Origin of the sequence: Brucella oryzae (assembly GCF_041929965.1) — a bacterium.
GTDB classification, from domain to species: domain Bacteria; phylum Pseudomonadota; class Alphaproteobacteria; order Rhizobiales; family Rhizobiaceae; genus Brucella; species Brucella oryzae.
Map to the genome: position 1 here is coordinate 1 of NZ_JBHEEO010000034.1, position 22,685 is coordinate 22,685.

The window sequence follows — 22,685 nt, forward strand, 5'->3', positions numbered from 1 at the left end:
ATTCGCATCCGCCTCACTCAGTTATACGCACCGTCGTTCACATAGCTCAGAAGAAGTGAAAATTTTGCGACACAGCCTTGGAGATTGCGTGTGTCACGTCACCCTATCTACACAGTTGATCTTCCCCATGTGTATCAGGCTCGAAACTGGCGTAAGCTGGAAACGGAGTTGGCGTGAGCGTCGAAACCTTCATATGAAGCGAAGCGATGAGTATGTGGCGCCATCTCAGCGTACCCTTGGGATGTGACATGCCCAATCGACGAGCTCTTCAGAAAATCATGCACACCCAACGGTGAGTGGACCTTCGCCGCGAGAGACGTTGGAAGGACGCAGTTTGGCCCCATCATATAGTTGGCCATAGAGCCGGGCGCGTATTCACCCAGAAGAATTTCGGAAGCATTGCGTATGTGCGCGAGGTGTTCGAACGGCATCTTTGACAGTATTTGTAGGTGCTCCGGTGCGTAGTCATTGATAAAGCGGTAAGCCTCCTCACGGGAGGACGTTACGACGATGCCGCCATTGATCCCGCCGAGCACCTCCGAGCAGTATTCAACTCGGCGCTGCGCCATGTGCGCTAGAAATCCGGGTGTGGCTTTCTGCACGGCTTCTGCGAAGCTACGCGACCATGTCACAAGGAACACCGAGCTATCCGAGCCATGCTCGGATTCGATAAGCAGATCGAGCGCTGCCATCTCTGGGTCGGTGGTTTCGTCAACGAGGATCAAACCTTCACTCGGTCCGGCCGGTAGCCGGGAGTAGATATCACCCTGCAGAAACCGCTTGGCCGCGACAAACCACGGGCTGCCAGGTCCTTCGATTTTGACGCATTTCGGAACGGTGGCCGTGCCGAAGGCAGCAGCCGCAACCGCCTGCGCGCCACCCGCCTTGTAGACCTGATCGACACCGGCGAGCCGAGCCGCGACAAGCGTTGCCGGGTCGACTTTTCCGTCGGGGCCCGGCGGCGTCAAGATCGCCACATTGTTCACGCCGGCCACAACCGCCGGGATCGCTGTCATCAGTGTGACCGAGGGGAAGGATCCCTTGCCACGCGGTGAATAGAGTGCGGCGCTGTCGATAGGCGTGAACCGTTCCCCGACGAGAACGCCGGGGCGGATTTCCTTCATCCACATCTCACCTGGTATCTGCGCCTGATGATAGCGGCGGATATTGTCAGCAGCATATTCTAGCGTTTCGATCATCTTTGGATCAAGGATCGAGAACGCCGCATCGAAATCGTCTGGTTTTGCGGCGATATCATCGGCGTCGATCTGCGCGCCGTCGAATGCATTGGCAAATCGGGCCAGTGCCACATCGCCTTCGGTTCTAACGGCTTCGACAATCGGTGGTATACGCTCCAGAAAATAGGTCAGATCATTTTCTGATCGCAGGAGTAGCTCTGCCCGTTCGACGGGCGATAACTTGCTCAGTTCGTGGATTCGTATTGTCTTGGTCATGATGTGCGTCGTCCGTAAAGGTTCCAGAATACCCGTGGAAGCACCGATCAGGCTTCTTCGAGTGCTATAAGCTTCAATGTCTCCTCGCGGATGTCGGACAAAATTTCGCGCTTGTAGGCACTGAAATTCGGATCTGTCAGAACCTCGTAGGAGCGCGGGCGGTCGAGTTCGATCCGCATATCCTTCTTGATCCGGCCAGGACGACTGGCGAGAACTACGACCCTGTCCGCGAGGAAGATCGCCTCGTCTACGTCGTGGGTCACGAAGACGACCGTCACCTTGTGGTCTTCCCAGATCTTGAGAAGCAGTTCCTGCATCATCCCGCGCGTCTGGGCGTCGAGCGCACCGAACGGTTCGTCCATCAACAAGATCGAGGGCTTGTAGACGAGAGCACGCGCGATCGCCACGCGCTGACGCATGCCGCCTGAGAGCTGCTTCGGATAGGCTTTTTCAAACCCTGAGAGGCCGACCGCGTGCACGAAATGCTTGACGAGCTCATCTTTTTCCATCCTCGAGAATGTCGTTTTCTCAAGGGCAAAACGAATGTTGCGCTCGACCGTCATCCATTCAAAGAGGCTGTAGGTTTGGAAGACGAAGCCCCGGTCACGCCCGGGACCAACAACGGGGCGCCCGTCGGTAAGAATGTCACCGAACGTCGGCTCGTCCAGCCCACCGATCATGTTAAGCAACGTTGACTTGCCACAGCCGGACGTGCCGACGATGGAGACAAATTCGTTTGCTTGAATGTTCAAATCGATGTTGTCGATCGCGACCATGGTGTGGCCGGACACTGTGAAGTTCTTGCCAACGCCAACCACCGAGATCTTGGCCTGCGTGTTAGATTTTTCGAGCGGCGCGTTCATCGTGTCTGACTGCTCCATTTGAAAAGCGATTTGCCGGCGCGTTTGAAGAAATAGTCTGTCAACAGCCCCAACAAGCCGATGAATAGCGTCCCGAACAGAATGGTGTCGGTGGACAGGTAACGCTGCGCATCCATGATTCGGCGACCAAGTCCAGCGTTGGCTGCAACGAGCTCTGCGACGACAAGATAAGTCCACGTCCAGCCAATCGTGATGCGGAAGGTATCCCATATACCGGGCAGCGCAGCAGGAAGGATAATCCGCCTTAAGATCTCGTTGTTGTTAAATCCTAGCGTCTGTCCCGCGCGGATCAGATTGATGTCAATGTTTTTCACGTTATCCATGATCATCAGGGACTGCTGGAAAAACGTTCCAAGGAATAGAATCAGAATCTTTTGCGCATCGCCGATCCCAGCCCAGAGTATTGAAAGTGGAATGAGGGCCACAACGGGCATATAGCGGACGGTCGAAATGAGGGGTTCGAAAAGGCCTTCGACCAGCCGAAAGTTCCCCATTAGGATACCAATCGGCACAGCTACGATTGTTGCTGCAAGCCACCCAATGACGATACGGTAGACGCTGACGGACGCGTCGGCGAAAAGAATTCCTTCACTCAGCTGCCGCCAGCCCTCGCCGATGACGCTTCCTGGGCTGGGAAGAAAAAGAGGCTTCACGAGGCCCAACCAAGTGATCGCCCACCAGACTATCAGGATTAGAGCGGGAATGATGAAGCCGGCCGTGGCGAAGATACCGTCGGGGATTTCCTGCCGCAGACGAAGCAGGCCCGTTTTCTTTGTTCGCGCTTCCCGGCGGGCTGATTGAGTGGCTGTCACGAAAACTCTCCAGATTGTGGATATCCGGCGACCGTTTGCGGTCGCCGGACAATCGCTTACTGCTGAGCCGCAATGGCGTGCAGTTGGTCCATCATCAACAGATCTTCCGGCTTCGGGACGACCTTGATGTTCTGCGGGTTGGTAGCATGGGAAATCTCTCCCACGACCTGCAGTGAAGCCTGAAACTCGCCTTTCAGCGCTTCGACGTTCTCTTTGATGTCGTAGAGCCGCACCCCCTTGAAAGCAGGTTCGAACTCTTTCATCGGGCTTCCAACGGCCTTGGCAATGATGCTCTTTCCCTCTTCGGGGTTTGACCGGATGAAGTTAATCGCGTCGTCCCAGGCGAGAATGAGGCCTTTGACGTCGTCCGGGTTGGACTTGATCCACTCAGACGATGCTGTCAGCATGTCACCGATGAGGCCGGGTTTCTCGGCAGCAGTATAGATGACCTTGTAGTCTCCGCCCTGAGTAAGTGTCGTCGAGATATACGGCTCGTAGGTGACAGCCGCATCGACCCGGTCCGCAATCAGGGCGAGCCCTGCTTCCGACGCCCCCATGGGGACATGTTCGATGTCGGCGATTGTCATACCATTTTGCTTCAGGGCATAGTTTATCAGCAGATCGCTTGTTGCACCTGCCTCAAATGCTACCTTCTTGCCCTTGAGCTCCGTGATCGATGCGATACCCTTCCCCGCAATGATGCCGTCAGCCTCGAACGACAGGTCCATGATCAGGAAGCCCTTCTGGTCGACGCCCGAATTGAAGTTCGTGACCATCCCATTCGTCGCCCCGGCAATCACGTCGAGATTGCCGCTGGCCAGCGCTGCCGTCATATCCTGATCCCAGTTGAAGGTGGTAAGAGCGACGTCGACATTGTGCTTTTTGAAGTAGCCCTTCTCCTCTGCTACCCACAGGGGACCATATCCAAGCCATGGTTGCAGACCGAGTTTGATCGTGTCGGCATGAGCCAAACTAAATGAGGAAGCTGCAAGAACTGCGGCGATTGCTAATGTCTTCATCATGACGCTGTCATCCCCTTTTCAAGTGATTTGTTGATGTATAGTCGGCAGACTGGTTCTCTGGCGCATTTGAAAAGCGCTTGAGCAGGTTGAGGGTGATTTTTGCTACATCGTTTAGTTCCGCCCCAGTTGGCAGCGCACCGAGCCACGCCACGGAACTAGCGGAAAAGATGATCCCTCCAGATGCGAGATAGCGTACCGTCATTTCAGCGCAGCGGCGGTCGACCATCTCAGCCTCACCGCCTGCGTACCACCGTGACGGGTCATGGTAAAAGCTGTCGGGAAACCCTGTCGCGCGGGCGATAACTCGAGTGTCCTCGGAGGTGCCCATGCGGTGATCCGTGGCATCGACTTCATAGCCCGCCGCTGCACCAAGAACGATGCCGTCCTGGCCGAAAGTATCCTCCTCGACACCCTCAAACAGCCATGCATGTTCATACTTGTAGCTTTCCTCGACACGTGAAAACGGGCGCCCGGGGCCGAAGCCCATCAAAGATATTGCGACACCAGTGAGGCCAAATTCCCCACGACCTCGCGATCGCAAATGGCCGCCGGGTTCATTATTGAGGGCAAATGCCTGTTCTCCGACCGGCCCGTCCCACGTGCGGCCTGCTTCTAGCGGTGAGCGTCGCAATTCCATGACATCTTCTCGAATCGCGACGGTACCAGCGAAACCATTGCCCCCGAGATAGGCGATGCTGCCGCCTTGTGCCGCAAATGCGCGATAGGCACCTTCCATTTCAACTGACAAATACTCGGGATGACTTCCTGTTGCGACCGCGCGGTAACCACTAAGACCGGCCACTCCGCGGACATGGAGATCATGGTCTGTAATCACGTCGATCTCGACGCCATGAGCGCGGCAAAACCGTAGAAAATGCAGATCGACCGGAAGATTGTGGGGGCAATCTCCGAGTGGGTAGCGGTAATCTTCGCGAAGTGTCGCTTTTGGCTTCTCATATGAGCAAATCGACACGCCACTTAGATCGTTGTGAAAATCGTACAGCGACCTGAAATCATTATCGATGGCGAGGCGATGGGCACGGTCGTCGCACTGCCACGGGTAAAGATGTTTCGGAAGCAATTCATCTGCATATGCGAGGTAGGTCGCTGTTGGCACGATAAATGCAAGTTTTGCAACCGGCCTCGACGCTGCGACGAAGAAAACAATTTGCTCGGTAGTGTCCGCGACGAGTATCTCGAACGCATACACCCCCGAGGGGGCGCCCTCTGGAACAGTCGCGCGATACGACGCCGGCCAGTTGAGCGGCCCCATATCGTCATCATGGCAATGGATCGCGTCATAGTGAGATGGGGCCAGCCGAGGGTCAAAGGTAGACCCGTCCCATCTTGCCGACGCAACGCAGAATGTTGGCAAGTTGACAGCCTCCAACATTAATTCGACGGGACCGCTTATGGAAGCAATTTTTCCATCGGGGAGGATGGTCGGAAATTGCCACCTAACCTCTTCATGCTCCGTTTTGATCGCTACAGACGCGAATCGGGCATTAAGGGAACGTTGGGCACAATCGGCGCACGACCCAATGAGAAAATCATGCGCACCGAGATCTGGCCCGGCTCCTCTAAGTGACCAAGTGGCGGAAAAAGGCGATAGCAAATCACGAGAATTGATGCTGATGGCAACGGTCTTTGCTTCGAACTCAATGGTGACGTCGAGCCACACTCGGTGGGGGAGATCGATTCCTGTATCATGACTCTGCCCTGCGACGAAAAAAAAGAGCCGCTTCCCTGTTAAGGTAAAGGCCGCCGCGCCCACGTCCAACAATGTACGAGGCCCCTCGCTACCAGTTAGTAATAGTTCAAATGTAATTCCAGTGACGTGGCCGATCTTTTCAAGTTCCGACTGAGCGACCCTGAGATAGGAGCCCTGATTGAAGCTTCTGTGTTCAGGTAGTGCGGCGAGTGTTTCTAGGTTCCAATCCACGATCGGGCGGTCCGTGGTATCGAGACGGCGCAGTTCAACTGCTCGGGGAGATCCACTACAGGATAGATGAAGATCGACTGCGCTGCCGTTTGCAACGGTCCATGGCTTCGCATAGCCAACAACGGCCATAGCTGCGTGATTAATACGCCTCTTCATGCTTTGACACCCAGTGATTTGGCTGCTTTGTGCAGCTTGATCCCGATCTGTTGATCTGAGATCAGATACCCCTTATTGATTGCGTATCACTGTAGTCGAATCTTAAGTTAGGGGTATAACCCCAAGGGGGTATCCCACATGCTCGGCACGCAGTTAAGCAGTTTGGCGACTGCAATCCGCGAAATCGGCAGCCCGAATTTCTACCAGCATATCTGCGATTATCTGTATTCCTGTCTGCGGTTTGACAACATCGTCGTCATTGTCTTCAAGGGTTCAGAGCTGCCTATTGTGGAGTATCGCAAAACCTTTGGTCCCGACGTATTCAAGTATATTGAAAGTGAATACCTAGCTGGCGCCTACATGCTCGATCCGATTTTTCAGTATCATCTCGAAAATGGAGCATCAGGAATATTCGGATTGCTCGATATTGCACCTGATCAGTTCAAGAGAAGCCGATATTACGAGTGGTACTACGGACGAATAGGAATCAGTGACGAAATCTCTGTTATACTTGATGCGGGTTTCGACACGACAATTACGATCTCTATGGGCTTGGATGGAACCACTGGAGAGGTATTTCCAGCGAACGCTCCTAAGATCTTACGTGCGCATGAAACGGTGATCATTGCACTCTTGGAGAAGCACTTTGCGACGACCGCGCCGTCCATTCTTTCTGATACAGAGAAAGGCCATTTGCCCGATCGTTTGATTAGTGCTGTGTATCAACAAGCGGCCGTGTTGCTCAGTCGCAGGCAAGCGGAGATAGCTTTGTACATTCTCAAGGGGCATTCGTCACAATCCATCGCCCTACATTTGAAAATCAGCGCCCAGACGGTGAAGGTGTTTAGAAAGCAATTATATAAGAAATGTAACATTTCTTCGCAGGCTGAGCTCTTCGCACTTTTCATGCCTGTCCTAATACAACTGACACAAATTCAAAGAGAGGCAAGTTAGAGGTGTGGGCCGCCAGAATCGTGATTTTGAATGTTGATAGCAAGATGCTGACCTTGTCTTTCACTCGATAAGTAGGCGGCTTAGTTAGACGATTGAGGCCCTTCCACAAAGATCCCAGGAGACTGCCTCGAGGACCTCACTCCGGCTGAAGCAGCCCACAATCCTTTGCGATAGCGACGACGTGGGTGAGGTTTGTGGCGTTGAGCTTTGCACGGGCGTTGTCGAGATAGTGCTGGACGGTGCGGTACTGGGTATGGGTCAGATCGGCGATCTCGGGCATGTATTTTCCTTTCGCCGCCCATTTGAGGCAGACCAGTTCCTTCGGTGACAGGAGGAAGGCGGGAGCGGAAAGCGCCCGCTCCGCCAACATACGAAGGCGGTGATGCACATAGAGAACGGCGCGTTCTGCCCTTGCGCGGTCGCCGAGTCCGGCTGTGTCGGCTCGTTTGCCCGATGATGGGGTCAGAACAAGAGCAGTCCGAAATCGTACGCTAAGGCCGAACGAAATGGGAACAATACGATAGATCGGATGTGCAACATCCGATCTCTGTGGATTGCCGCCGAAATGCGCCAGTTTTGATTTCCCTGCCCGGCCCGACTCGACAACGCTTCACGCAGGTTGGTCGTTAATGGAGTCGGGCGATGGCAAAGCGCAAGCTTCTCAAAGATCAAGATCGCCGGAAGCTGGTCGATATCCCAGTCGACGAGGACAGCTTAATCCGCCACTATTCGTTATCGTTAGCGGATCGCCTGGAGATCGAACTGCGAAGACGTAATCACAATCGGCTCGGCTTTGCCGTCCAGCTGTGTCTGATGCGATACCCGGGTCGAGTGCTCGGAGCAGAAGAAACTCCGCCTCGTGCCATGCTGAAATATGTTGCGGATCAGATTGGCGCCGCTCCAGACGAGTTTTCTCTCTATGCACGTCGTGAAGAAACCCGTCGGGACCATATGGCGCGCCTAATGGTCTATCTGGATACGCGGAGCGCGACGCTGCAAGATCGCCGCGCCGCGTTAATGGCGTCAATTCAAGCGGCAACCATGTCCGATGACGGTGCTGCGATAGCTAGCTCTGCTATCGCAGCGTTTCGCGAACGCGGAGTTCTTCTTCCGGCGATCGACACGATCGAACGCATCGGCCTTGCTGGCCGTGCCATAGCCCGGCGCTGGGCAGAAAGAACTCTGATTGAAGACATACCACTCGATAGGCTTCAATCATTGGATAGGCTGTTAGAGGTTGACCCGTCGATCGGCCAGACGCGCTTTCATTGGCTGCGTTAGGCTCCAGAAGCGCCGGCTGTGTCGAACCTCGTCGGGTTGACCGAGCGAATAGCTTTTCTGCGGCAGCTGGAGATCCGCCCGGAACTGCAGGTGCGGGTATCATCCGGACGGTGGGAGCAGATGATCCGGGAGGGCAACGCAACGCCAGCCTGGCTTGCCAGCGACTTCAACGCCAGCCGTCGCTACGCTCTGATAGTGGCTCAAGTCATCAAGCTTTGTCAGAAGCTCACGGATGATGCGGTGACGATGTTCATCAAGCTGATGGGCAAGCTGTTCTCGCAAGCCAACAATCGAAAGAAGCAGCGGCAAATGGACTGCCGAGCGAATACTGCCAAAGCGCTGCGCATGTTTCTAGATACGATCACCGCCCTGCAGTCCGCCAATGACTATGGTCGGAACGCATTGGATGTTCTCGACCAAAAAGTCGGCTGGCACCGACTGCTTCGGATGAAGCCTGAGCTCGAAACGATGGTCGACGACAACGAGGCGCCGTCGTTGATCGTCGCATCTGAGCAATATGCGACCGTCCACAAATATGCCGGCGCGTTCCTCCTAGGCTTCACGTTCCGCTCAGCGCGTCGCCACGATCCGCTTCTAGCGGCAATTGCGCTGCTGAAACGGCTTTATGCCGAGAAACGGCGAACACTCCCGGATCGCGTACCACTCACCCACCTCTGCCAAACTGATCAGCGCCTCATCTTCGATCAGGGAAAACCCAATCGTCGTCTGTACGAGGTTGCCACGCTCGCCGTTTTGCGAGACCGGCTTAGATCTGCCGAAATTTGGGTCGATGGTAGCCGATCTTTCCGGCCGATTGACGAACATCTGATGCCGCGGTCGACATTCATCACGATGAAGGAAGAGGATCGTCTCGGTTTGGGGGTCCAGAGCGACGGCGCGCAGTGGCTCGCCGAAGCGCGTCAGATGCTTGAGTTTAACCTGCACCGCCTGGCGTATAGAGCACGATCCGGAAGTCTCGAAGGAGTCCGTCTTGAGGCTGGAACGTTGATCGTCACACCAACCGTCGGCGACGTCCCGGCGGCAGCCGAGGAATTGAATGCCAAGGTCAGCGATATGTATCCATTGGTCGAGGTTCCTGACCTCTTAAGAGAAGTGCATGAATGGACCGGCTTTGCGGATCACTTCACGCATGTTCGCACCGGCGACGTCCCAAAAAATGTTTCTGCCATGCTCGCTGGTGTACTGGCCGATGCGACAAATCTCGGCCCGAAGCGGATGGCAGGCGCGTCCAAAGGGATCAGCGCTCACCAGATTGGGTGGATGCGTACATTCCATGCTCGATCGGAAACCTACCGCGCGGCGCAAGCGTGCATCACCGATGCCCACACCCAGCATCCGTATTCCCGCCTTTGGGGGAACGGCACAACGTCATCTTCCGATGGCCAATTCTTCCGGGCGAGCGACCGAGCTGCAAAGCGCGGTGAAATCAACTTGCACTACGGCAGCGAGCCCGGATCGAAATTCTACAGCCATCTATCAGATCAATACGGCTACTTCAGCATTTTGCCCATCAGTCCGACCGAGAGCGAGGCGGCCTATGTGCTCGATGGGCTCTTTGATCAGGACACGATCCTCGACATCCGTGAACACTTTACCGACACAGGCGGAGCCAGTGATCATATCTTTGGGCTATTCGCCTTAATCGGAAAGCGTTTCTCACCGCGACTGCGCAATCTCAAAGACCGGAAATTCCACACGTTCGAGAAAAGTGGTGCATATCCGGCTCTGTCGAACCACATCGGGGCCCCGATCAACGCCAATCTGATCCTCGATCATTGGGACGACCTGCTCCATCTCGCGGCGTCTGTCACGACGCGGGCCGTGGTGCCATCTACGATCCTCAAGAAACTGTCCGCGTCTCCGAAGCAAAGCCATCTCGCAAGGGCGCTCCGCGAACTCGGCCGTATCGAAAGGTCGCTGTTTATGATCGAATGGTACTCAAGTCCGGCACTCCGGAGGAGATGCCAAGCCGGTCTCAATAAGGGTGAGGCCGCCCATAAGCTGAAACGCGCCGTGTTCTTCCACGAGCGGGGCGAAATCCGCGACCGGTCGTTCGAGAGCCAGGCGTTCCGCGCGTCTGGCCTCAACCTCGTTGTCAGTGCGATCGTCCATTGGAATACTGTCTATCTCGACCGTGCGATCGCACAGCTGAAGCGAGAGGGTCGAGATATTCCTGATACTCTGTCGAAGCACATCTCGCCGCTTAGTTGGGAGCACATTAATCTTACTGGCATCTACACCTGGGATGCCGAGCATCAGATGCCCAACGGATTTCGATCGCTCCGCCTTCCCCCCGGGCTACGGCGGGTCGCATAAGTTCTTATTTCGTTCGCCCTTAGCGTACGGTTTCGGACTGCTCTTGTTCTGGCCCCCTTATGCATGTTGCGGATGATGTCGCCGCGTTCATCGAGCCGGACACTCGGTGTCCTGTCAAAGATGATGAGCCTTGCGGAAATATGGGGCATACGGGAGCGCCATACCAATCCCTGTGAAGACATCCGACGCTATCCCGAACACAAGCGCGAGCGGTTTTTGTCAGCACGGGAGCTGAAACGGCTGGGGGGAAGCAATGAAGGCGCTGGAGAAGGATGGTGAATTGACCATCCATGCAGTCGCCGCCTTCCGGCTTCTTCTGCTGACCGGCTGCCGGTCATCGGAAATCCAGAAGCTGAAATGGGATTATGTATATCTGGAAGAACACGAACTTCGGCTTCCCGACAGCAAGACCGGTGCAAAGACCGTTTATCTTGGCAAGGCCGCCGTTTCCATTCTGGAAAAGCTGCCGCGAGTGAAGAACAATCCTTACGTTATCGTCGGTCACATAGACGGCCACCATCTCAATGACATGCAGAAGCCATGGCGGCGCATTCGCAAGGCAGCCGGACTGGAAGACGTTCGTATTCATGATCTGAGGCACACATTTGCCTCAGGCGGGCTTCTGGTCGGCGAAGGCCTGCCGATGATCGGCAAGCTTCTCGGTCACAGTCAGGTTCAGACCACTGCCCGCTACGCGCACCTTGCAGCCGATCCAATCAAACAGGCAGCGACAAGGATTTCTGAGAAATTGGCAGAGGCGTTGGTGTGAATGTTATCGGCGGAATCTGTCACTGCAGAGCTGGACGCGTCGGATACCGCGTCGTATTAAATTGAGAGCGCCGAGCCTTTCTCATTTGACTTCCTGAATGTTTGTCACTTTGACGCTGAAGTTCTTGCAGGCATTGTCGTGGCAGATTCCATTTATCCAGACCTGACCGTTACCGAACATGATGCCACGATAGCTTACAAAGAGATCTTCATATTTCTGACCCGTTACGATCTTGGCGATGTTTGCCGTGACAATACCATCATAGTTTTCGATGAATGATTTCGCGGATTTAATGATCTGTTCCTTGCCATGTATCTTTACCGCGATGGGATAACTAATGAGCTTGGATAGGGCTTCCGCGTCATGACTGGCGACCGCCTTCTGTACCCCCTCGATAACGGGCCTGAATTTCGTGTGATCGCCCAGCGCATCATCGATCTGTTGATCGACAGGCTGGTCTTGAGCGATGGCATTTCCTGCCACCAACAACGAAAATGCAAGAGCGATGTGAAATATGCGCATTTGGCGCGTCCTCGTTCATGGTCAAACATTCCGAGATGAAGCACCTGATTGGCTGTCTCGGTCAAAAATAATGGTTCACAATTTCTTCAGCAGTTGTGCTTCTTCCGCCCGATCTATCGTGCGTTGGACATTGTCGTTATCCATGCGCTGCTGTTGCAGCATGCATTGATCATATTCAGGTGAGCCCTGCTGAATACCGAGGTTATCGCAGGAACGCTGATAGTTTGCACGATCCAACTCATTGAGCGACTGGCAACCATGCAAGACCAAGGCCAAAAGAACGGCAGGCAAGGCCATTGAAGTTACTTTGGCCAAAGTCTTTCTCCTTTTGGGCTCATCATAGGAATTCAAAGGATACTCGCTTTCTGCAATCAACTTCATTTACGCATAATCTCCTTCATCCGGTCAGATCACTTACTAATGCATCGCAGATGGCGTGAACACACCACGAAAGCGCATCTTGCCCGAGGAAAGACGATCATAAGCCTCTCTCGCCTGATCGAGCCTGAAAGTCTCGATAATCGGCTTTACTTTGCCTTTTGCGGCAAGATCGAGCACTTCACTCAAGTATTGCTGCCCGCCATGGGTCGATCCAATTACCCGCTGCCGCATCATGTGAAACGGTATTCCCTCCGACGAGATTGAAAACGGCCTGTTGAAATCGAAACCGCACAGCACGACGCGCCCGTCTGGACGAAGTCCTTGAATCGCGTTTTCGGCAGAAACAAAATCATTGGTCGTAACCAACAGAACGTTAGCACCGCCAATTTCTTTGAGTTCTTCGCCATTGGCCACGACGTGATCAGCACCCAATTGACCGGCCAGTTCACGCTTGTCTGCCGAATGGGTCACCGCAATCGTCTCGAACCCACAAGCATGGGACAGTTGTAACGCGACATGACCAAGACCACCGATGCCGATAACAGCAATCTTCTCACTTGGCTGCGGTGCAGCGTCTCGCAGACCGCTCCAGGTGGTGTATCCAGCGCACATCATGGGGGCAGCGTCCGTATATGCCAGCCCTTCGGGCAACAGAACCGTACCTTCAGCAGCAATCGTGATATATTCGGCGTGCCCGCCCTGCGCGGCAAAACCGGTCGTCCTTGGTGAATCGCAATTCATCGCGGTCTGTCCAGTCAGCGGTCGGTTTTCCTGGCAATAAGGGCAACGGCCGCAAGAAGATTGCACCCATGTCGTGCCGACACGGTCGCCAACCTTGCGCGTGTGAACGCCCGCGCCCACTTCCATGACCTCTCCAACCACCTCATGGCCCGGCGTTTGAGGATAGATATCGCCGCCGTAGCCTTGCGTGGCCCAGACATCCGTGTAGCACATTCCCGACGCATGAACCTTCACCAGAACCTGTCCCGGTTCCGCATGCGGCATGGGAACATCCTGAACCTCCCATGGCTGGTTAGCCCCGGTCATCACGATTGCCTTCATTGTCATCATCGTCACCTTCATTTTATCCCATGTATCGAGCGGCCATCTCGGAGGAAGATGACAAGCGCTGCCACAAACAGTGCTAGCGCAGGACAATCGAAACATCTTGTTCGGTGAGCGTAAGTCGGATTGACTATCAAGACAATGACAGCAATATTTGATGTTATCATGAAAGCATTTCATCAATCGAGCACTGCCGATTTTTCTGCGTTCACCACATTTCTCGCGGTGGCGGCGCATAAAAGCTTTCGCGGTGCAGCGATCGAGTTGAACATCACGCCATCCGCAGTCAGCCATTCCATCAAGGTTCTTGAACAACGTCTGAAGGTACGGCTTTTCCACCGCACCACGCGCAGTGTTTCCCTGACCGAGGCCGGTGAACGTCTTGAAGCAAAGCTCAGACCGGCAATGATTTCGATTGAACAGGCAATTCAGGAAGTAGAAAGCGATTGTGAAAGCCCCAGCGGCACGGTGCGGATCAACGCCAGCGAAGGGGCAATTCGCCTGATCCTAAAGCCGATACTTGCGCATTTCCTGCGTGAACACCCTCAGCTTCATCTTGATATTGTCAGTGATGCAAGACTGAGCGATATCGTCGCCGAAGGTTTCGATGCTGGCATAAGGCTTGCGGAAGCCGTGCCGAAAGACATGATCGCAATTCCGGTCATGGGACCGGTGCGCTTTGCGGCAGTCGCATCACCGGGCTATTTTGCGCAGCGCGGATATCCACGCGTGCCGCAGGATTTATACCACCATGATTGCATCCGCTTTCGCTTCGAGAGCGGCGCAATTTATCGCTGGGAATTTGAGCGTCATGGCTCAACCGAGAATATCAACGTCAACGGACGCCTTACGCTGACAGATCAATCCTTGATGGTCGAAGCGGCGATGGACGGTATCGGTATCGCCTTCGTACCGGATCATCTGGCAGCAAAAGGACTGCGCAACACCAGGCTCGAACGGGTATTGGAAGATTGGTGCCCGGAATTTCCCGGTCTTTGCCTTTACTATTCAGGGCATCGCCACATTTCGCGCGGCCTACGTGCTCTGATTGACGCGCTAACACAGAAGAAAACACGTTCATAAGCCAGCATACTCGTGGCCTAACTTCATGACTAGGGTCAGGACTCATTGATCACGGCCAGAAGATTACGGTAGCGGCGAGTGCGATGGCTGAGAGGAAGACCATAGGGCACCTGTCATAGCGTGTAGCGACGCGCCTCCAGTCCTTGATGCGGCCGAACATGATCTCGATGCGGTTGCGGCGTTTATAGCGGCGTTTGTCGTATTTAATGGTCTTGTTTCGGGATTTCCTGCCCGGGATGCAGGGAGTGATACCCTTTTCCTGTAGGGCGTCGCGAAACCAGTCGGCATCATAGCCACGGTCGGCCAGCAGCCATTGGGCCTCGGGAAGCTCGTCAAGCAAGGCGGCTGCACGGGTATAATCGCTGACCTGACCTGCCGTGATGAAGAAGCTGATCGGGCGACCGTTGGCATCCGTTACAGCATGAAGCTTGGTGTTCATGCCGCCTTTGGTGCGTCCAATCAGGCGTTCCGCGCCCCCTTTTTTACCCGCAGGCTGGAAGCCGTGCGGTGGGCCTTGAGATAGGTCGCATCGATCATGATCGTCTTGCGCTCTGGAGCTTGAGGCACTGCCAGACCTTCCATCATCCGCAGGAAGATGCCCTTGTCGCCCCAGCGTTTCCAGCGATTATAAAGTGTCTTGGAGGGGCCATATTCCTTCGGCGCATCGCGCCATCTGAGCCCATTGCGATTGACGAAGATGATGCCGCTCAGAACGCGCCGATCATCAACGCGAGGACGGCCGTGGCTATTAGGGAAATACGGCTGAAGACGTGCCATTTGCTCGTCTGTCAGCCAAAAGAGATCACTCATCATTCACGCTCCTTCGAGCCCGTCTGAATCACAATCAGCGTGACAAATCAATGGGTCCTGACCCTAATGAATCCCCCACGCGCGAAACCGCCCCCTGCCGGTCATCTCGCGCAGATTGAGCTCTTCAACGAGGCGGAGCGCGGCGCGGGGCGTGATGTCGAGTTCCGCAGCGATCATACCGGCTGAAACCAGTGGCTTGGCCAGCACCAGTTCAATCAGACCGGGTAGGTTCGACGAGGCACGACGGCCCATCAGCCGCCGTTCCAACATCTGTCGCGCCAGCAGCAGCCGGTCATGCTCTTTAAAACTGTGTTCAATGCTGGCCATCAACCCGTCTAAACTGGCGATGAGCCGGGTTTCGAAATTGCGATGACGCCGCCGTTCGACGCGGATGGTTTTCAGACCGGCATTGAAGGCCACCAGATGCGCGTTGGTGGTCAGCCCTTCGCGCCGGAGCAATGAGACGGCCAGCAAGCGGCCCAGCCACGGTGCCCGCTGCAACACCGCGAGTTCGTTCCAGGCGTCAAGCGCCAGGAGTGCCTGCAACACCGGCGGCAGATCGCCGATCGACCGCAAAACGGTTCGCCATTCGTCAAGCCGTTCGTCTTCATCCCAGTCGGGATCGCGGATCAGCGGGTCAGTTTCGGGCTTCGGCAACCGCTGTGGCTGTTTGACTTTTGCCAGAACGTCTTCGGATCGCGCCAACACCGCGTCAATCGCATCGAGATTGATGCCGGGCAGATCAAGCCCGTCATCCCAACGATTCTGTCTCCCCTCCCCGTTCTCGTCCTGTCGATCGACTGCCGTATTGGACACCGCGGCGTTTTCGCCCTCCGCGCCGATGCCGCCATCCTCAGGTGATGGTGCAGGTCCCGCCTGCTTGCCAACCCGAAGGCTGCGCAAGCCGTTCGCACTCAGCGCCCAGTTCGGCGCTTGCGCGGCAATCCGCCGTCGGCAGTGCAACACGTCGCGGGCAATGGTGAGTTGGTGGCTGGGTGAGCGGATATCGCGCGCCGCCTCATGCAGGACGAGATCCTCCATCTCGACCAGTTCGCCATCAAGCCACAAAGAGGCGCAGGCATCGGCAAAATGCAACCGTTCGATCAGGCCTGCGCCGACCGGCGAAGAAGCAAGACGCTCATCGAGGCGCGCCAGAGCGGCACTGGCGTGCGCCAGCGGCTGCAGCAAGGTCTTCAGAGGCAAATCATCGAGATCGTAACGCATTGAAAACATAGTAAACAATTTCTCAAACGGACACCAGCATTACTTTATTGTCCGACACTGGCGATGGTTTGATGTTGTACATCTCACCATCGATAAGTATAGGTTATCGGATGTTATATGTACGAGGCACTTGTACGTTCTTTAAAACAATGGTATCAATGGCGTACGATCAATTTCGGAGGTCCCGATGCCCCAGACAAGCTACAAGATCAGCGAAGCCCGCAAGAATTTCGCCGAAGTCCTCGATCGCGCCAACCAGGGCGAAGAGATCGTCATCATGCGTGGCAACGAAGTTTACGCCCGCATCGGTCCAGCAGCGGACGGTGGCAAGCGCCCTTTTGGCCTGTTGCGCCATCGTGGCCTGCCCGACAACCTGTTCGATACAGTTGATGCAGAGCAGGCGGCGATCGATGCCGGAGACTGGAATGATGATACCGGCGTCTGGCAAGGCAAATCCAACAATAGCGAAAACACGCAATGAAAATCCTGCTCGACAGCCACGCCGTCTACTGGTGGACAATCGGTAGTGATCGCCTGTCCACGAAGGCACGATCGCTGATCGAGGACAAGGCAAATGCTATCCTCGTCAGTGCGGTCACGTTCTATGAGCTGGACAACAAGATGCGCCTGAACAAGCTCGATCTCAAGCCCCAGGAACTGCGGGCAGCCGTCACGGAAAGCGGCCTGCAAACACTAGCCATCACCGATCTGCATGCCGAACTTGCAGCAAATTTTGATTGGGAACATCGCGATCCGTGGGACCGGATTCTTGCCGCTCAGGCGCGGCTTGAGCACTGCACTTTCATCTCGACGGATCTGGCGTTCGACGCGATTCTGCATGAGCGCGTCTGGTAAGGGCAGTGGCGGTGAAGGTATTCGTGGACATTGCCGAGGCGGCGGAGCGATTTGACGAACTGATTGACTTCGTTTTGCGCGATGACGAGGTTGTCATCTGTCGAGCTGGCGATCCTATTGCCGCGATCGTGCCAATTTCGCAGAACGGCCAGGGCACATGGGATGAAGTCTGGGCGCTGGCGCTTAAGGGAAGGCCTGCAAACACGCACCAGACTTCGAACCACGATGAACTATATGACGAGAACGGACTGCCGAAATGAGCAGCTCGTCGTCAGGTTCGATTGAAAAACGCACTGAGACTTTAGATACGATAGCGGCTGTTCTGCCGATGAACCGCCGCGACAGGCTCGCCGGGCTATTGACCGATCAGGATATCGAAACCCTGCGCCACCTGGTTAATGAAGGCATGGGCGAAAACACGCTGCGCGCGCTGACCTCGGATCTGGCCTATCTTGAAGCCTGGTCAATGGCCGCAACCGGCAATCCCCTCCCCTTCCCCGCGCCGGAAGCCTTGCTCCTGAAATTCATTGCGCATCACTTATGGCGGTCGCAGCAACGCGAGATCGAACCCGATCACGGCATGCCTACCGGCGTGGAAGAGGAATTGCGCCAACAAGGCTTTCTGCGCGTGTCGGGACCGCATGCGCCGGCAACGGTCCGCCGGCGACTTGCCAACTGGTCGACGCTGACCCGCTGGCGCGGTCTGGAAGGATCGTTTTCATCGCCTTCCGTCAAATCGGCTATCCGGCTTGCGGTGCGCGCCCTGAACCGACCACGCAGCCGCAAGAGTGTCCATGCGATTACCGGCGATATTCTGGGCAAGCTGCTGGCAACCTGTTCCGGAGAGGATCTAACGGCTTTGCGGGATCGGGCCATCCTGATGGTGGCCTTTGCCTCGGGCGGTCGTCGGCGTAGCGAAGTCGCCGGCTTACGTGTAGAACAGCTGGTCAAACAGGCACCGGTCACCGATGAGAACGGCTCTCCCCTCCCCTCGCTCGGCATTCATCTCGGTCGCACTAAAACCAGTGGTGCCGATCACGATGAAATCGTCTATCTGACCGGGCGGCCTGTCGAGGCTCTCACCCGCTGGCTGGAAGCAGCCAGGATCGACAAGGGCAGCGTGTTTCGAAAAGTCGATCGCTGGGGCAATGTTTCGGCGCGAGCGCTCGAACCGAGCGCCATCAACCAGATTGTCAAACAGCGCGCGCAAATGGCAGGTCTCAATGCAAAAGAATTCTCAGCCCACGGCCTGCGCTCTGGCTATCTCACCGAAGCCGCCAATCGCGGCATTCCGCTCCCCGAAGCCATGGAACAATCGCGCCATCGCTCCGTGCAGCAGGCGTCCGACTATTACAACAATGCCAAACGGCGTAGCGGACGGGCGTCAAGGCTGCTATGATACTATTCACGGAGGGACCTCCAACTCTTCGACCGCACTAAGCATGAACTGGATCGCGCTTACTTATAAACTGCCACATGCATCTAGTTAACAGCGGTCGTTCATCGTGATGACCGCTCGAGAACGTGCCTGATCAGCTACGCTGGCTTGAAAACAACAGCGTGGGGTTTAGTTCTTCAGTGCCGATATATGGATTGGCATGGATCGCAAGAATCCACAGGCTGATCGAAGCCGTTGCCGAATAAAGTAGCAAGGCATGCCTCCCAGCCCGCACCCGATCCGCATGGGTCGAGGCAATAGTGGCGATAGTCAGGAATGTCAGCGCCAGTACAAGATACCATTTATATTGGTCGATGGACGTATTAGCGATAGCGATGCGATCATTGCGCGCATTCTGAAGCTCGTTAAAATCATGAATGAGCTGGGATACGATCGGAGAGGGCGTGCCGTCGCTGGCCACCGTCTGGACAACGGAACGAATGGCAAGAAGCGACTTCTCCACCTTGGGCGAAGGCACGATATTGTCATCGGCTCCCCATTCATCTGACACCACCAGATTCCGATAGGTTTCCACTGCGTTCTTAAGTCTCTCATTGTTCAGGACCGTGGGATGAGCAGTCCCCAACATTCGAAATATCGCAGACCGTTCGTTGCTGGTCGCGAGATCCGCTCGAGAATTGAGTGTCCATGCATCTGCCGCGACGAAGCCGAGAGACAAAGCCCATGCGGTGGATATCGTGCCGACAAAGGCTCCAATGGGCACCGAAGTCGGATCTTTCAACGCCCGCAGGCCCCGCAGCTTCAGAAGGAGCCAGCCGCAGGCATATAAAAGCGCCCCGAAAAAGCAAAATGCCAAGAATGATACGTAAATCGACATCCCCAGTAATGTTGCCATGAACGCCCCCCCAAAAAATACGTTGGCGCAACTCATTATATAGAGGGCGTAAATAAACCGTGTTCTCTGGAAGGGAATTGGATATAGGTCCTCTGGTTTATCGCGGCGTTTATTCGAAGTTACACAGAGTGTGACGACCGATCTGAATGAAATAGATCAATGTTTTAAAATCTCTTTTCAGCACAAGTCTTCTCCGAAAACCGTTTTACCCTTTTCGGGGAGGCCTCTATGTAGAATTTTTGCAATTTCGGCTTTACTAATTGAATACGAAGAGCGGTGTATTGGACGATGGGGTATCATCGATTCTATTCTTTTGGGTTGGGGCAAAGAATTGAGACTGGAAGCAGAAGTCGACAGCGTTGAAACACAACGCTCAAGTGAAAAAAGTTCGCTCCTTTCCCTTGCCATCATAATTGCGACAGCGTCAATTTTCGGGCTCACTTACAGCCTGACGGCTCCGCTGGTGGCGCATATGCTTATCAAAAGCGGGCTGACGGAAACGCTTGTCGGTGCCAATGCCGCCATGCATGCGCTCGGCGTCCTGTGCATAGCCCCCTTCCTTTCGGGACTGGCTATCCGCTACAAGCCCAAATATCTCATCATGGCCGCGCTACTTTCATCAGCGTTGCTTCTGATCCTGTTTCCACTGGTGCCTAGTTTCTGGCTTTGGTTTCCGTTGCGTTTCCTGCTGGGAATTTCTGCCGAAATTCTGTTCGTGTTGACGGAAACCTGGGCCAGCGAGCTGAGCGACAATAAAAATCGCGGACGCATCATGGCAACCTATACAGCGTCGCTCTCGCTGGGCTTTGCCGGCGGCCCGCTGATCCTGTCGTTTACGGGGTTTGAAGGGCTGGTGCCATTTGCAATCGGGGCGGTCGTCGCCCTCCTCGCCTTTGTCATCATGAGCCTGCCGGGACTTCGACAAATTGAAATGGCCCAGCAAAAACACTCAAATTTCTTGCGTATGATGCGACTGTCGCCCATTGCCATGGGAACAACGGCAATCAATTCGGCAGTTGAAACAGCCGGACTGTCTTTCCTTGCCATTTATGCCATGCGGCTCGGCTGGAACGAAACCGAAGGTGCACAACTGATCACGGTTCTCATGGTCGGTGCCATTGCGCTGCAGCTTCCCATCGGCTGGCTATCAGACAAGATGAACCGGGTTACACTGATGATCGCCCTAACGGCGGTCTCCGCAATAACGGCATTTCTCTGGCCCCTGCTTCTATCGGTGAGCTGGCTGGCCTACCCGGCATTGTTCATCTGGGGCGGAATTTTCGTTGGCATTTATACGACAATGCTCGCGATAATCGGCTCGCAGTTCCGTGGGGCGGACCTTATCAGCGTCTATGCTGCGATGGGGCTGTTCTGGGGCGGCGGCGCCTTGGTGGGACCGATGCTGGCAGGCGGTTTTCTAGACGTGATGCAGCACGGCCTACCGACCTTTGTGGGAATGGTCTGCGTCGTTTTCATGGTGTTCGCCCTGATCGTAAAGCGCACGCTTAAACCCAGTGGAGCCCCCCAGGCATGATACGCATCGTTCTTATTCTCCTTGGCCGGGAAATTATTCAGCGTCACTGGAAAATACTACTCATTACCGGCGGCGTCTGGCTTCTGCTCGGCACATTCATCGCTATAGATGCCTTGGACGGAAAGACGATCATTCCGTCGCGCTTTTTTGGCTATTTCCTGCTGCCGGAGACGGCTGTCGGCCTCCTGGCTGCCGCGTTCAGTCAGGGAACGGCGAGACGAATGCGTGTCGTGCAGGGTATCGCGTTGTTCGCGGTCGCCTTGCTGATCCTCAGCGCCACCCCCGCCAGCCACTTCACGCTTGCGATGGTGCTGGGGTTCTGCTTCCTTGTGGATGGCAGTGTGCGCATTGGCAGTGCATGGGTTGTCCGCTATCCCCGCTGGCGGCTGGGGTTGATGGGCGGCATTGCGGAAGTTTGCATCGCCATTGCAACGCTTCAGCCATGGCCAACATGGTACGCCGGAACAGTTGCCTTCAATGTCGGCGCCGTCATGATCCTTACCAGCCTTGGCATATTGAACATTGCGACACGGGTGCGACGGCTGGAAGAAGGCGCATCGATCAGCAGTATCTTCAACAGAAATCCTTTATGGAACAAGCCGGGTTCCAGCTCCCTCGCCCATTCTGCCAATCGCAGCGAGCTGATCGTCCATGTCTGGACTCCCACAGGTCAGGTCATGACCCCGCTTCATCAAAGGGCCATCAATCGATATATCGCAGCCGTCGATACAAACGGCGTCATTTCCACGGGCCATGCGGCTCTGGAAATGGCCCCAAACGTCTATATCAGCCATTATCCGGCAGTCGAGATCGACCGATCGCCGGACGAATTCACCCGGACATTACGCGCCACCGCAGACAACAATGTGCCCGGACGTTTCCTGCCAAGCTATCAGGAAGAATCCGCCGAATGGTGCCAATCGACAGTGCAGGTGGTGATCAAGAATATCGACGCATCGCGATTGAATGCATTCTGGCAAGATTACAGCGCAGACAACACCTATAATCTCACAAACCGCAATTGCTCAAGTGCAGTCGCTGATGCTCTGGATGCAGCGCTGGAAGGTGTTTATCGTGACCACAACTGGCCAATAATTACAGCGTTGCGCGCGATCATTTATCCTGAGCTATGGGCAGCGGGACTGATGCGCAAGCGCGCAGAATCCATGGCGTGGACGCCTGGTCTGGTGCTGGATTATGCGCGCGCATTGTCGGCTCTGGTCGACCCACCAAAATCGTTCTTGACGTTTCCCAAACTTCGCCTGCTAAAAAAATACGCAAACACGAAGCAGGACATAAACTAGGACAC

At 55.2% G+C, this 22,685-nt stretch carries 21 protein-coding genes and 1 pseudogene; 10 read left to right on the forward strand and 12 right to left on the reverse strand.

The genetic code is table 11. The features are described 5' to 3' along the window. Nucleotides 1-134 precede the first annotated feature (134 nt). The 5 genes from hisD to JNC70_RS21365 are packed head-to-tail and all read right to left on the reverse strand — an operon-like array spanning nt 135 to nt 6,267. The gene (gene hisD, locus JNC70_RS21345) at nt 135-1,454 is read right to left on the reverse strand and encodes a histidinol dehydrogenase (RefSeq protein ID WP_374788938.1); all 1,320 of its coding nucleotides are present in this window, start codon (nt 1,452-1,454) and stop codon (nt 135-137) included. 47 nt (nt 1,455-1,501) lie between these two features. Continuing rightward, the gene (locus JNC70_RS21350; protein ID WP_374788939.1) at nt 1,502-2,317 is read right to left on the reverse strand and encodes an ABC transporter ATP-binding protein; all 816 of its coding nucleotides are present in this window, start codon (nt 2,315-2,317) and stop codon (nt 1,502-1,504) included. Beyond that, nucleotides 2,314-3,147 (reverse strand): ABC transporter permease, encoded by an 834-nt coding sequence (locus JNC70_RS21355; RefSeq protein ID WP_374788940.1) that lies wholly within the window; start codon nt 3,145-3,147, stop codon nt 2,314-2,316. The genes JNC70_RS21350 and JNC70_RS21355 overlap by 4 nt, the downstream gene beginning before the upstream one ends. Nucleotides 3,148-3,203: 56 nt before the next feature. Further along, nucleotides 3,204-4,169, reverse strand: coding sequence for an ABC transporter substrate-binding protein (locus JNC70_RS21360; protein ID WP_374788941.1), 966 nt, complete (start codon nt 4,167-4,169; stop codon nt 3,204-3,206). Between the two features lie 7 nt (nt 4,170-4,176). Next, the gene (locus JNC70_RS21365; RefSeq protein ID WP_374788942.1) at nt 4,177-6,267 is read right to left on the reverse strand and encodes a N,N-dimethylformamidase beta subunit family domain-containing protein; all 2,091 of its coding nucleotides are present in this window, start codon (nt 6,265-6,267) and stop codon (nt 4,177-4,179) included. A gap of 138 nt (nt 6,268-6,405) precedes the next feature. Between JNC70_RS21365 and JNC70_RS21370 the strand changes: the two genes are divergently transcribed. Further along, nucleotides 6,406-7,221 (forward strand): helix-turn-helix transcriptional regulator, encoded by an 816-nt coding sequence (locus JNC70_RS21370; RefSeq protein WP_374788943.1) that lies wholly within the window; start codon nt 6,406-6,408, stop codon nt 7,219-7,221. Between the two features lie 136 nt (nt 7,222-7,357). On the opposite strand, the gene JNC70_RS21375 is transcribed toward JNC70_RS21370, so the two are convergent. After that, complete coding sequence (locus tag JNC70_RS21375; RefSeq protein WP_374788944.1) at nt 7,358-7,609, reverse strand: helix-turn-helix domain-containing protein; 252 nt, start codon at nt 7,607-7,609, stop codon at nt 7,358-7,360. Nucleotides 7,610-7,863: 254 nt separating this feature from the next. Here JNC70_RS21375 and JNC70_RS21380 point away from each other — a divergent pair. Both JNC70_RS21380 and JNC70_RS21385 read left to right on the forward strand, forming a co-directional pair. Next, a pseudogene (locus JNC70_RS21380) lies at nt 7,864-10,839 on the forward strand (Tn3 family transposase). A gap of 253 nt (nt 10,840-11,092) precedes the next feature. Further along, nucleotides 11,093-11,608, forward strand: a complete 516-nt coding sequence (locus JNC70_RS21385) for a site-specific integrase (RefSeq protein WP_374788945.1) — start codon at nt 11,093-11,095, stop codon at nt 11,606-11,608. 81 nt (nt 11,609-11,689) lie between these two features. Here the strand turns inward: JNC70_RS21385 and JNC70_RS21390 are convergent, their stop codons facing one another. The 3 genes from JNC70_RS21390 to JNC70_RS21400 all read right to left on the reverse strand — a co-directional run bounded on the left by JNC70_RS21390 (nt 11,690) and on the right by JNC70_RS21400 (nt 13,579). Continuing rightward, nucleotides 11,690-12,130 (reverse strand): hypothetical protein, encoded by a 441-nt coding sequence (locus JNC70_RS21390; protein WP_374788946.1) that lies wholly within the window; start codon nt 12,128-12,130, stop codon nt 11,690-11,692. Nucleotides 12,131-12,205: 75 nt separating this feature from the next. Beyond that, entirely contained in the window at nt 12,206-12,511 is a 306-nt protein-coding gene (locus JNC70_RS21395) for a hypothetical protein (RefSeq protein WP_374788947.1), read from the reverse strand. A 36-nt stretch (nt 12,512-12,547) separates the two neighbouring features. Then, a complete protein-coding gene (locus JNC70_RS21400; protein WP_374788948.1) occupies nt 12,548-13,579 on the reverse strand; it encodes an alcohol dehydrogenase catalytic domain-containing protein in 1,032 nt (343 codons plus the stop codon). Between the two features lie 159 nt (nt 13,580-13,738). Between JNC70_RS21400 and JNC70_RS21405 the strand changes: the two genes are divergently transcribed. After that, nucleotides 13,739-14,659 (forward strand): LysR family transcriptional regulator, encoded by a 921-nt coding sequence (locus tag JNC70_RS21405; RefSeq protein WP_374788960.1) that lies wholly within the window; start codon nt 13,739-13,741, stop codon nt 14,657-14,659. A 49-nt stretch (nt 14,660-14,708) separates the two neighbouring features. Here JNC70_RS21405 and JNC70_RS21410 read toward each other — a convergent pair. Together JNC70_RS21410 and JNC70_RS21415 are read right to left on the reverse strand one after the other, a co-directional pair. Continuing rightward, nucleotides 14,709-15,469, reverse strand: a protein-coding gene (locus tag JNC70_RS21410; protein WP_374788949.1) for an IS5 family transposase whose coding sequence is annotated in 2 segments (ribosomal slippage) — nt 14,709-15,145 and nt 15,145-15,469 — 762 coding nt in all. Because the reading frame shifts where the segments join, the coding sequence is not laid out codon by codon here. A 63-nt stretch (nt 15,470-15,532) separates the two neighbouring features. Further along, nucleotides 15,533-16,702, reverse strand: coding sequence for an RHE_PE00001 family protein (locus JNC70_RS21415; protein WP_374788950.1), 1,170 nt, complete (start codon nt 16,700-16,702; stop codon nt 15,533-15,535). Between the two features lie 178 nt (nt 16,703-16,880). On the opposite strand from JNC70_RS21415, the gene JNC70_RS21420 reads away from it, so the two are divergent. Genes JNC70_RS21420 through JNC70_RS21435 form a run of 4 tightly spaced genes read left to right on the forward strand, consistent with a single transcriptional unit; the run spans nt 16,881 to nt 18,947 of the window. Beyond that, on the forward strand, nt 16,881-17,174 hold the full coding sequence (locus JNC70_RS21420; protein ID WP_024897005.1) for a type II toxin-antitoxin system Phd/YefM family antitoxin: 294 nt from the start codon (nt 16,881-16,883) through the stop codon (nt 17,172-17,174). After that, a complete protein-coding gene (locus tag JNC70_RS21425) occupies nt 17,171-17,548 on the forward strand; it encodes a type II toxin-antitoxin system VapC family toxin (RefSeq protein ID WP_006469785.1) in 378 nt (125 codons plus the stop codon). Before JNC70_RS21420 ends, JNC70_RS21425 begins: the two co-directional genes overlap by 4 nt. A gap of 5 nt (nt 17,549-17,553) precedes the next feature. Then, entirely contained in the window at nt 17,554-17,808 is a 255-nt protein-coding gene (locus JNC70_RS21430) for a type II toxin-antitoxin system Phd/YefM family antitoxin (RefSeq protein WP_371831091.1), read from the forward strand. After that, nucleotides 17,805-18,947 carry a site-specific integrase gene (locus JNC70_RS21435; protein WP_374788951.1) on the forward strand — a complete coding sequence of 381 codons (1,143 nt, stop codon included), beginning with the start codon at nt 17,805-17,807 and terminating at the stop codon, nt 18,945-18,947. Before JNC70_RS21430 ends, JNC70_RS21435 begins: the two co-directional genes overlap by 4 nt. A gap of 133 nt (nt 18,948-19,080) precedes the next feature. Here the strand turns inward: JNC70_RS21435 and JNC70_RS21440 are convergent, their stop codons facing one another. Continuing rightward, complete coding sequence (locus tag JNC70_RS21440) at nt 19,081-19,842, reverse strand: bestrophin-like domain (RefSeq protein WP_109366593.1); 762 nt, start codon at nt 19,840-19,842, stop codon at nt 19,081-19,083. Between the two features lie 130 nt (nt 19,843-19,972). Here JNC70_RS21440 and JNC70_RS21445 point away from each other — a divergent pair, with 130 nt between their 5' ends. Beyond that, the gene (locus tag JNC70_RS21445) at nt 19,973-21,376 is read left to right on the forward strand and encodes an MFS transporter (protein ID WP_374788952.1); all 1,404 of its coding nucleotides are present in this window, start codon (nt 19,973-19,975) and stop codon (nt 21,374-21,376) included. After that, nucleotides 21,373-22,680: an HdeD family acid-resistance protein gene (locus JNC70_RS21450; RefSeq protein WP_374788953.1), complete on the forward strand. Its 1,308-nt coding sequence runs from the start codon at nt 21,373-21,375 to the stop codon at nt 22,678-22,680. The genes JNC70_RS21445 and JNC70_RS21450 overlap by 4 nt, the downstream gene beginning before the upstream one ends. The last annotated feature ends 5 nt before the right edge of the window (nt 22,681-22,685 follow it).

What these genes read in the sequence shown, in the direction of transcription:
- hisD (WP_374788938.1), bottom strand. Translation starts at nt 1,454, where the DNA reads ATGACCAAGACAATACGAATCCACGAACTGAGCAAGTTATCGCCCGTC.
- JNC70_RS21350 (WP_374788939.1), bottom strand. Translation starts at nt 2,317, where the DNA reads ATGAACGCGCCGCTCGAAAAATCTAACACGCAGGCCAAGATCTCGGTG.
- JNC70_RS21360 (WP_374788941.1), bottom strand. Translation starts at nt 4,169, where the DNA reads ATGATGAAGACATTAGCAATCGCCGCAGTTCTTGCAGCTTCCTCATTT.
- JNC70_RS21365 (WP_374788942.1), bottom strand. Translation starts at nt 6,267, where the DNA reads ATGAAGAGGCGTATTAATCACGCAGCTATGGCCGTTGTTGGCTATGCG.
- JNC70_RS21370 (WP_374788943.1), top strand. Translation starts at nt 6,406, where the DNA reads ATGCTCGGCACGCAGTTAAGCAGTTTGGCGACTGCAATCCGCGAAATC.
- JNC70_RS21385 (WP_374788945.1), top strand. Translation starts at nt 11,093, where the DNA reads ATGAAGGCGCTGGAGAAGGATGGTGAATTGACCATCCATGCAGTCGCC.
- JNC70_RS21390 (WP_374788946.1), bottom strand. Translation starts at nt 12,130, where the DNA reads ATGCGCATATTTCACATCGCTCTTGCATTTTCGTTGTTGGTGGCAGGA.
- JNC70_RS21395 (WP_374788947.1), bottom strand. Translation starts at nt 12,511, where the DNA reads ATGAAGTTGATTGCAGAAAGCGAGTATCCTTTGAATTCCTATGATGAG.
- JNC70_RS21400 (WP_374788948.1), bottom strand. Translation starts at nt 13,579, where the DNA reads ATGACAATGAAGGCAATCGTGATGACCGGGGCTAACCAGCCATGGGAG.
- JNC70_RS21415 (WP_374788950.1), bottom strand. Translation starts at nt 16,702, where the DNA reads ATGTTTTCAATGCGTTACGATCTCGATGATTTGCCTCTGAAGACCTTG.
- JNC70_RS21420 (WP_024897005.1), top strand. Translation starts at nt 16,881, where the DNA reads ATGCCCCAGACAAGCTACAAGATCAGCGAAGCCCGCAAGAATTTCGCC.
- JNC70_RS21425 (WP_006469785.1), top strand. Translation starts at nt 17,171, where the DNA reads ATGAAAATCCTGCTCGACAGCCACGCCGTCTACTGGTGGACAATCGGT.
- JNC70_RS21435 (WP_374788951.1), top strand. Translation starts at nt 17,805, where the DNA reads ATGAGCAGCTCGTCGTCAGGTTCGATTGAAAAACGCACTGAGACTTTA.
- JNC70_RS21440 (WP_109366593.1), bottom strand. Translation starts at nt 19,842, where the DNA reads ATGGCAACATTACTGGGGATGTCGATTTACGTATCATTCTTGGCATTT.
- JNC70_RS21450 (WP_374788953.1), top strand. Translation starts at nt 21,373, where the DNA reads ATGATACGCATCGTTCTTATTCTCCTTGGCCGGGAAATTATTCAGCGT.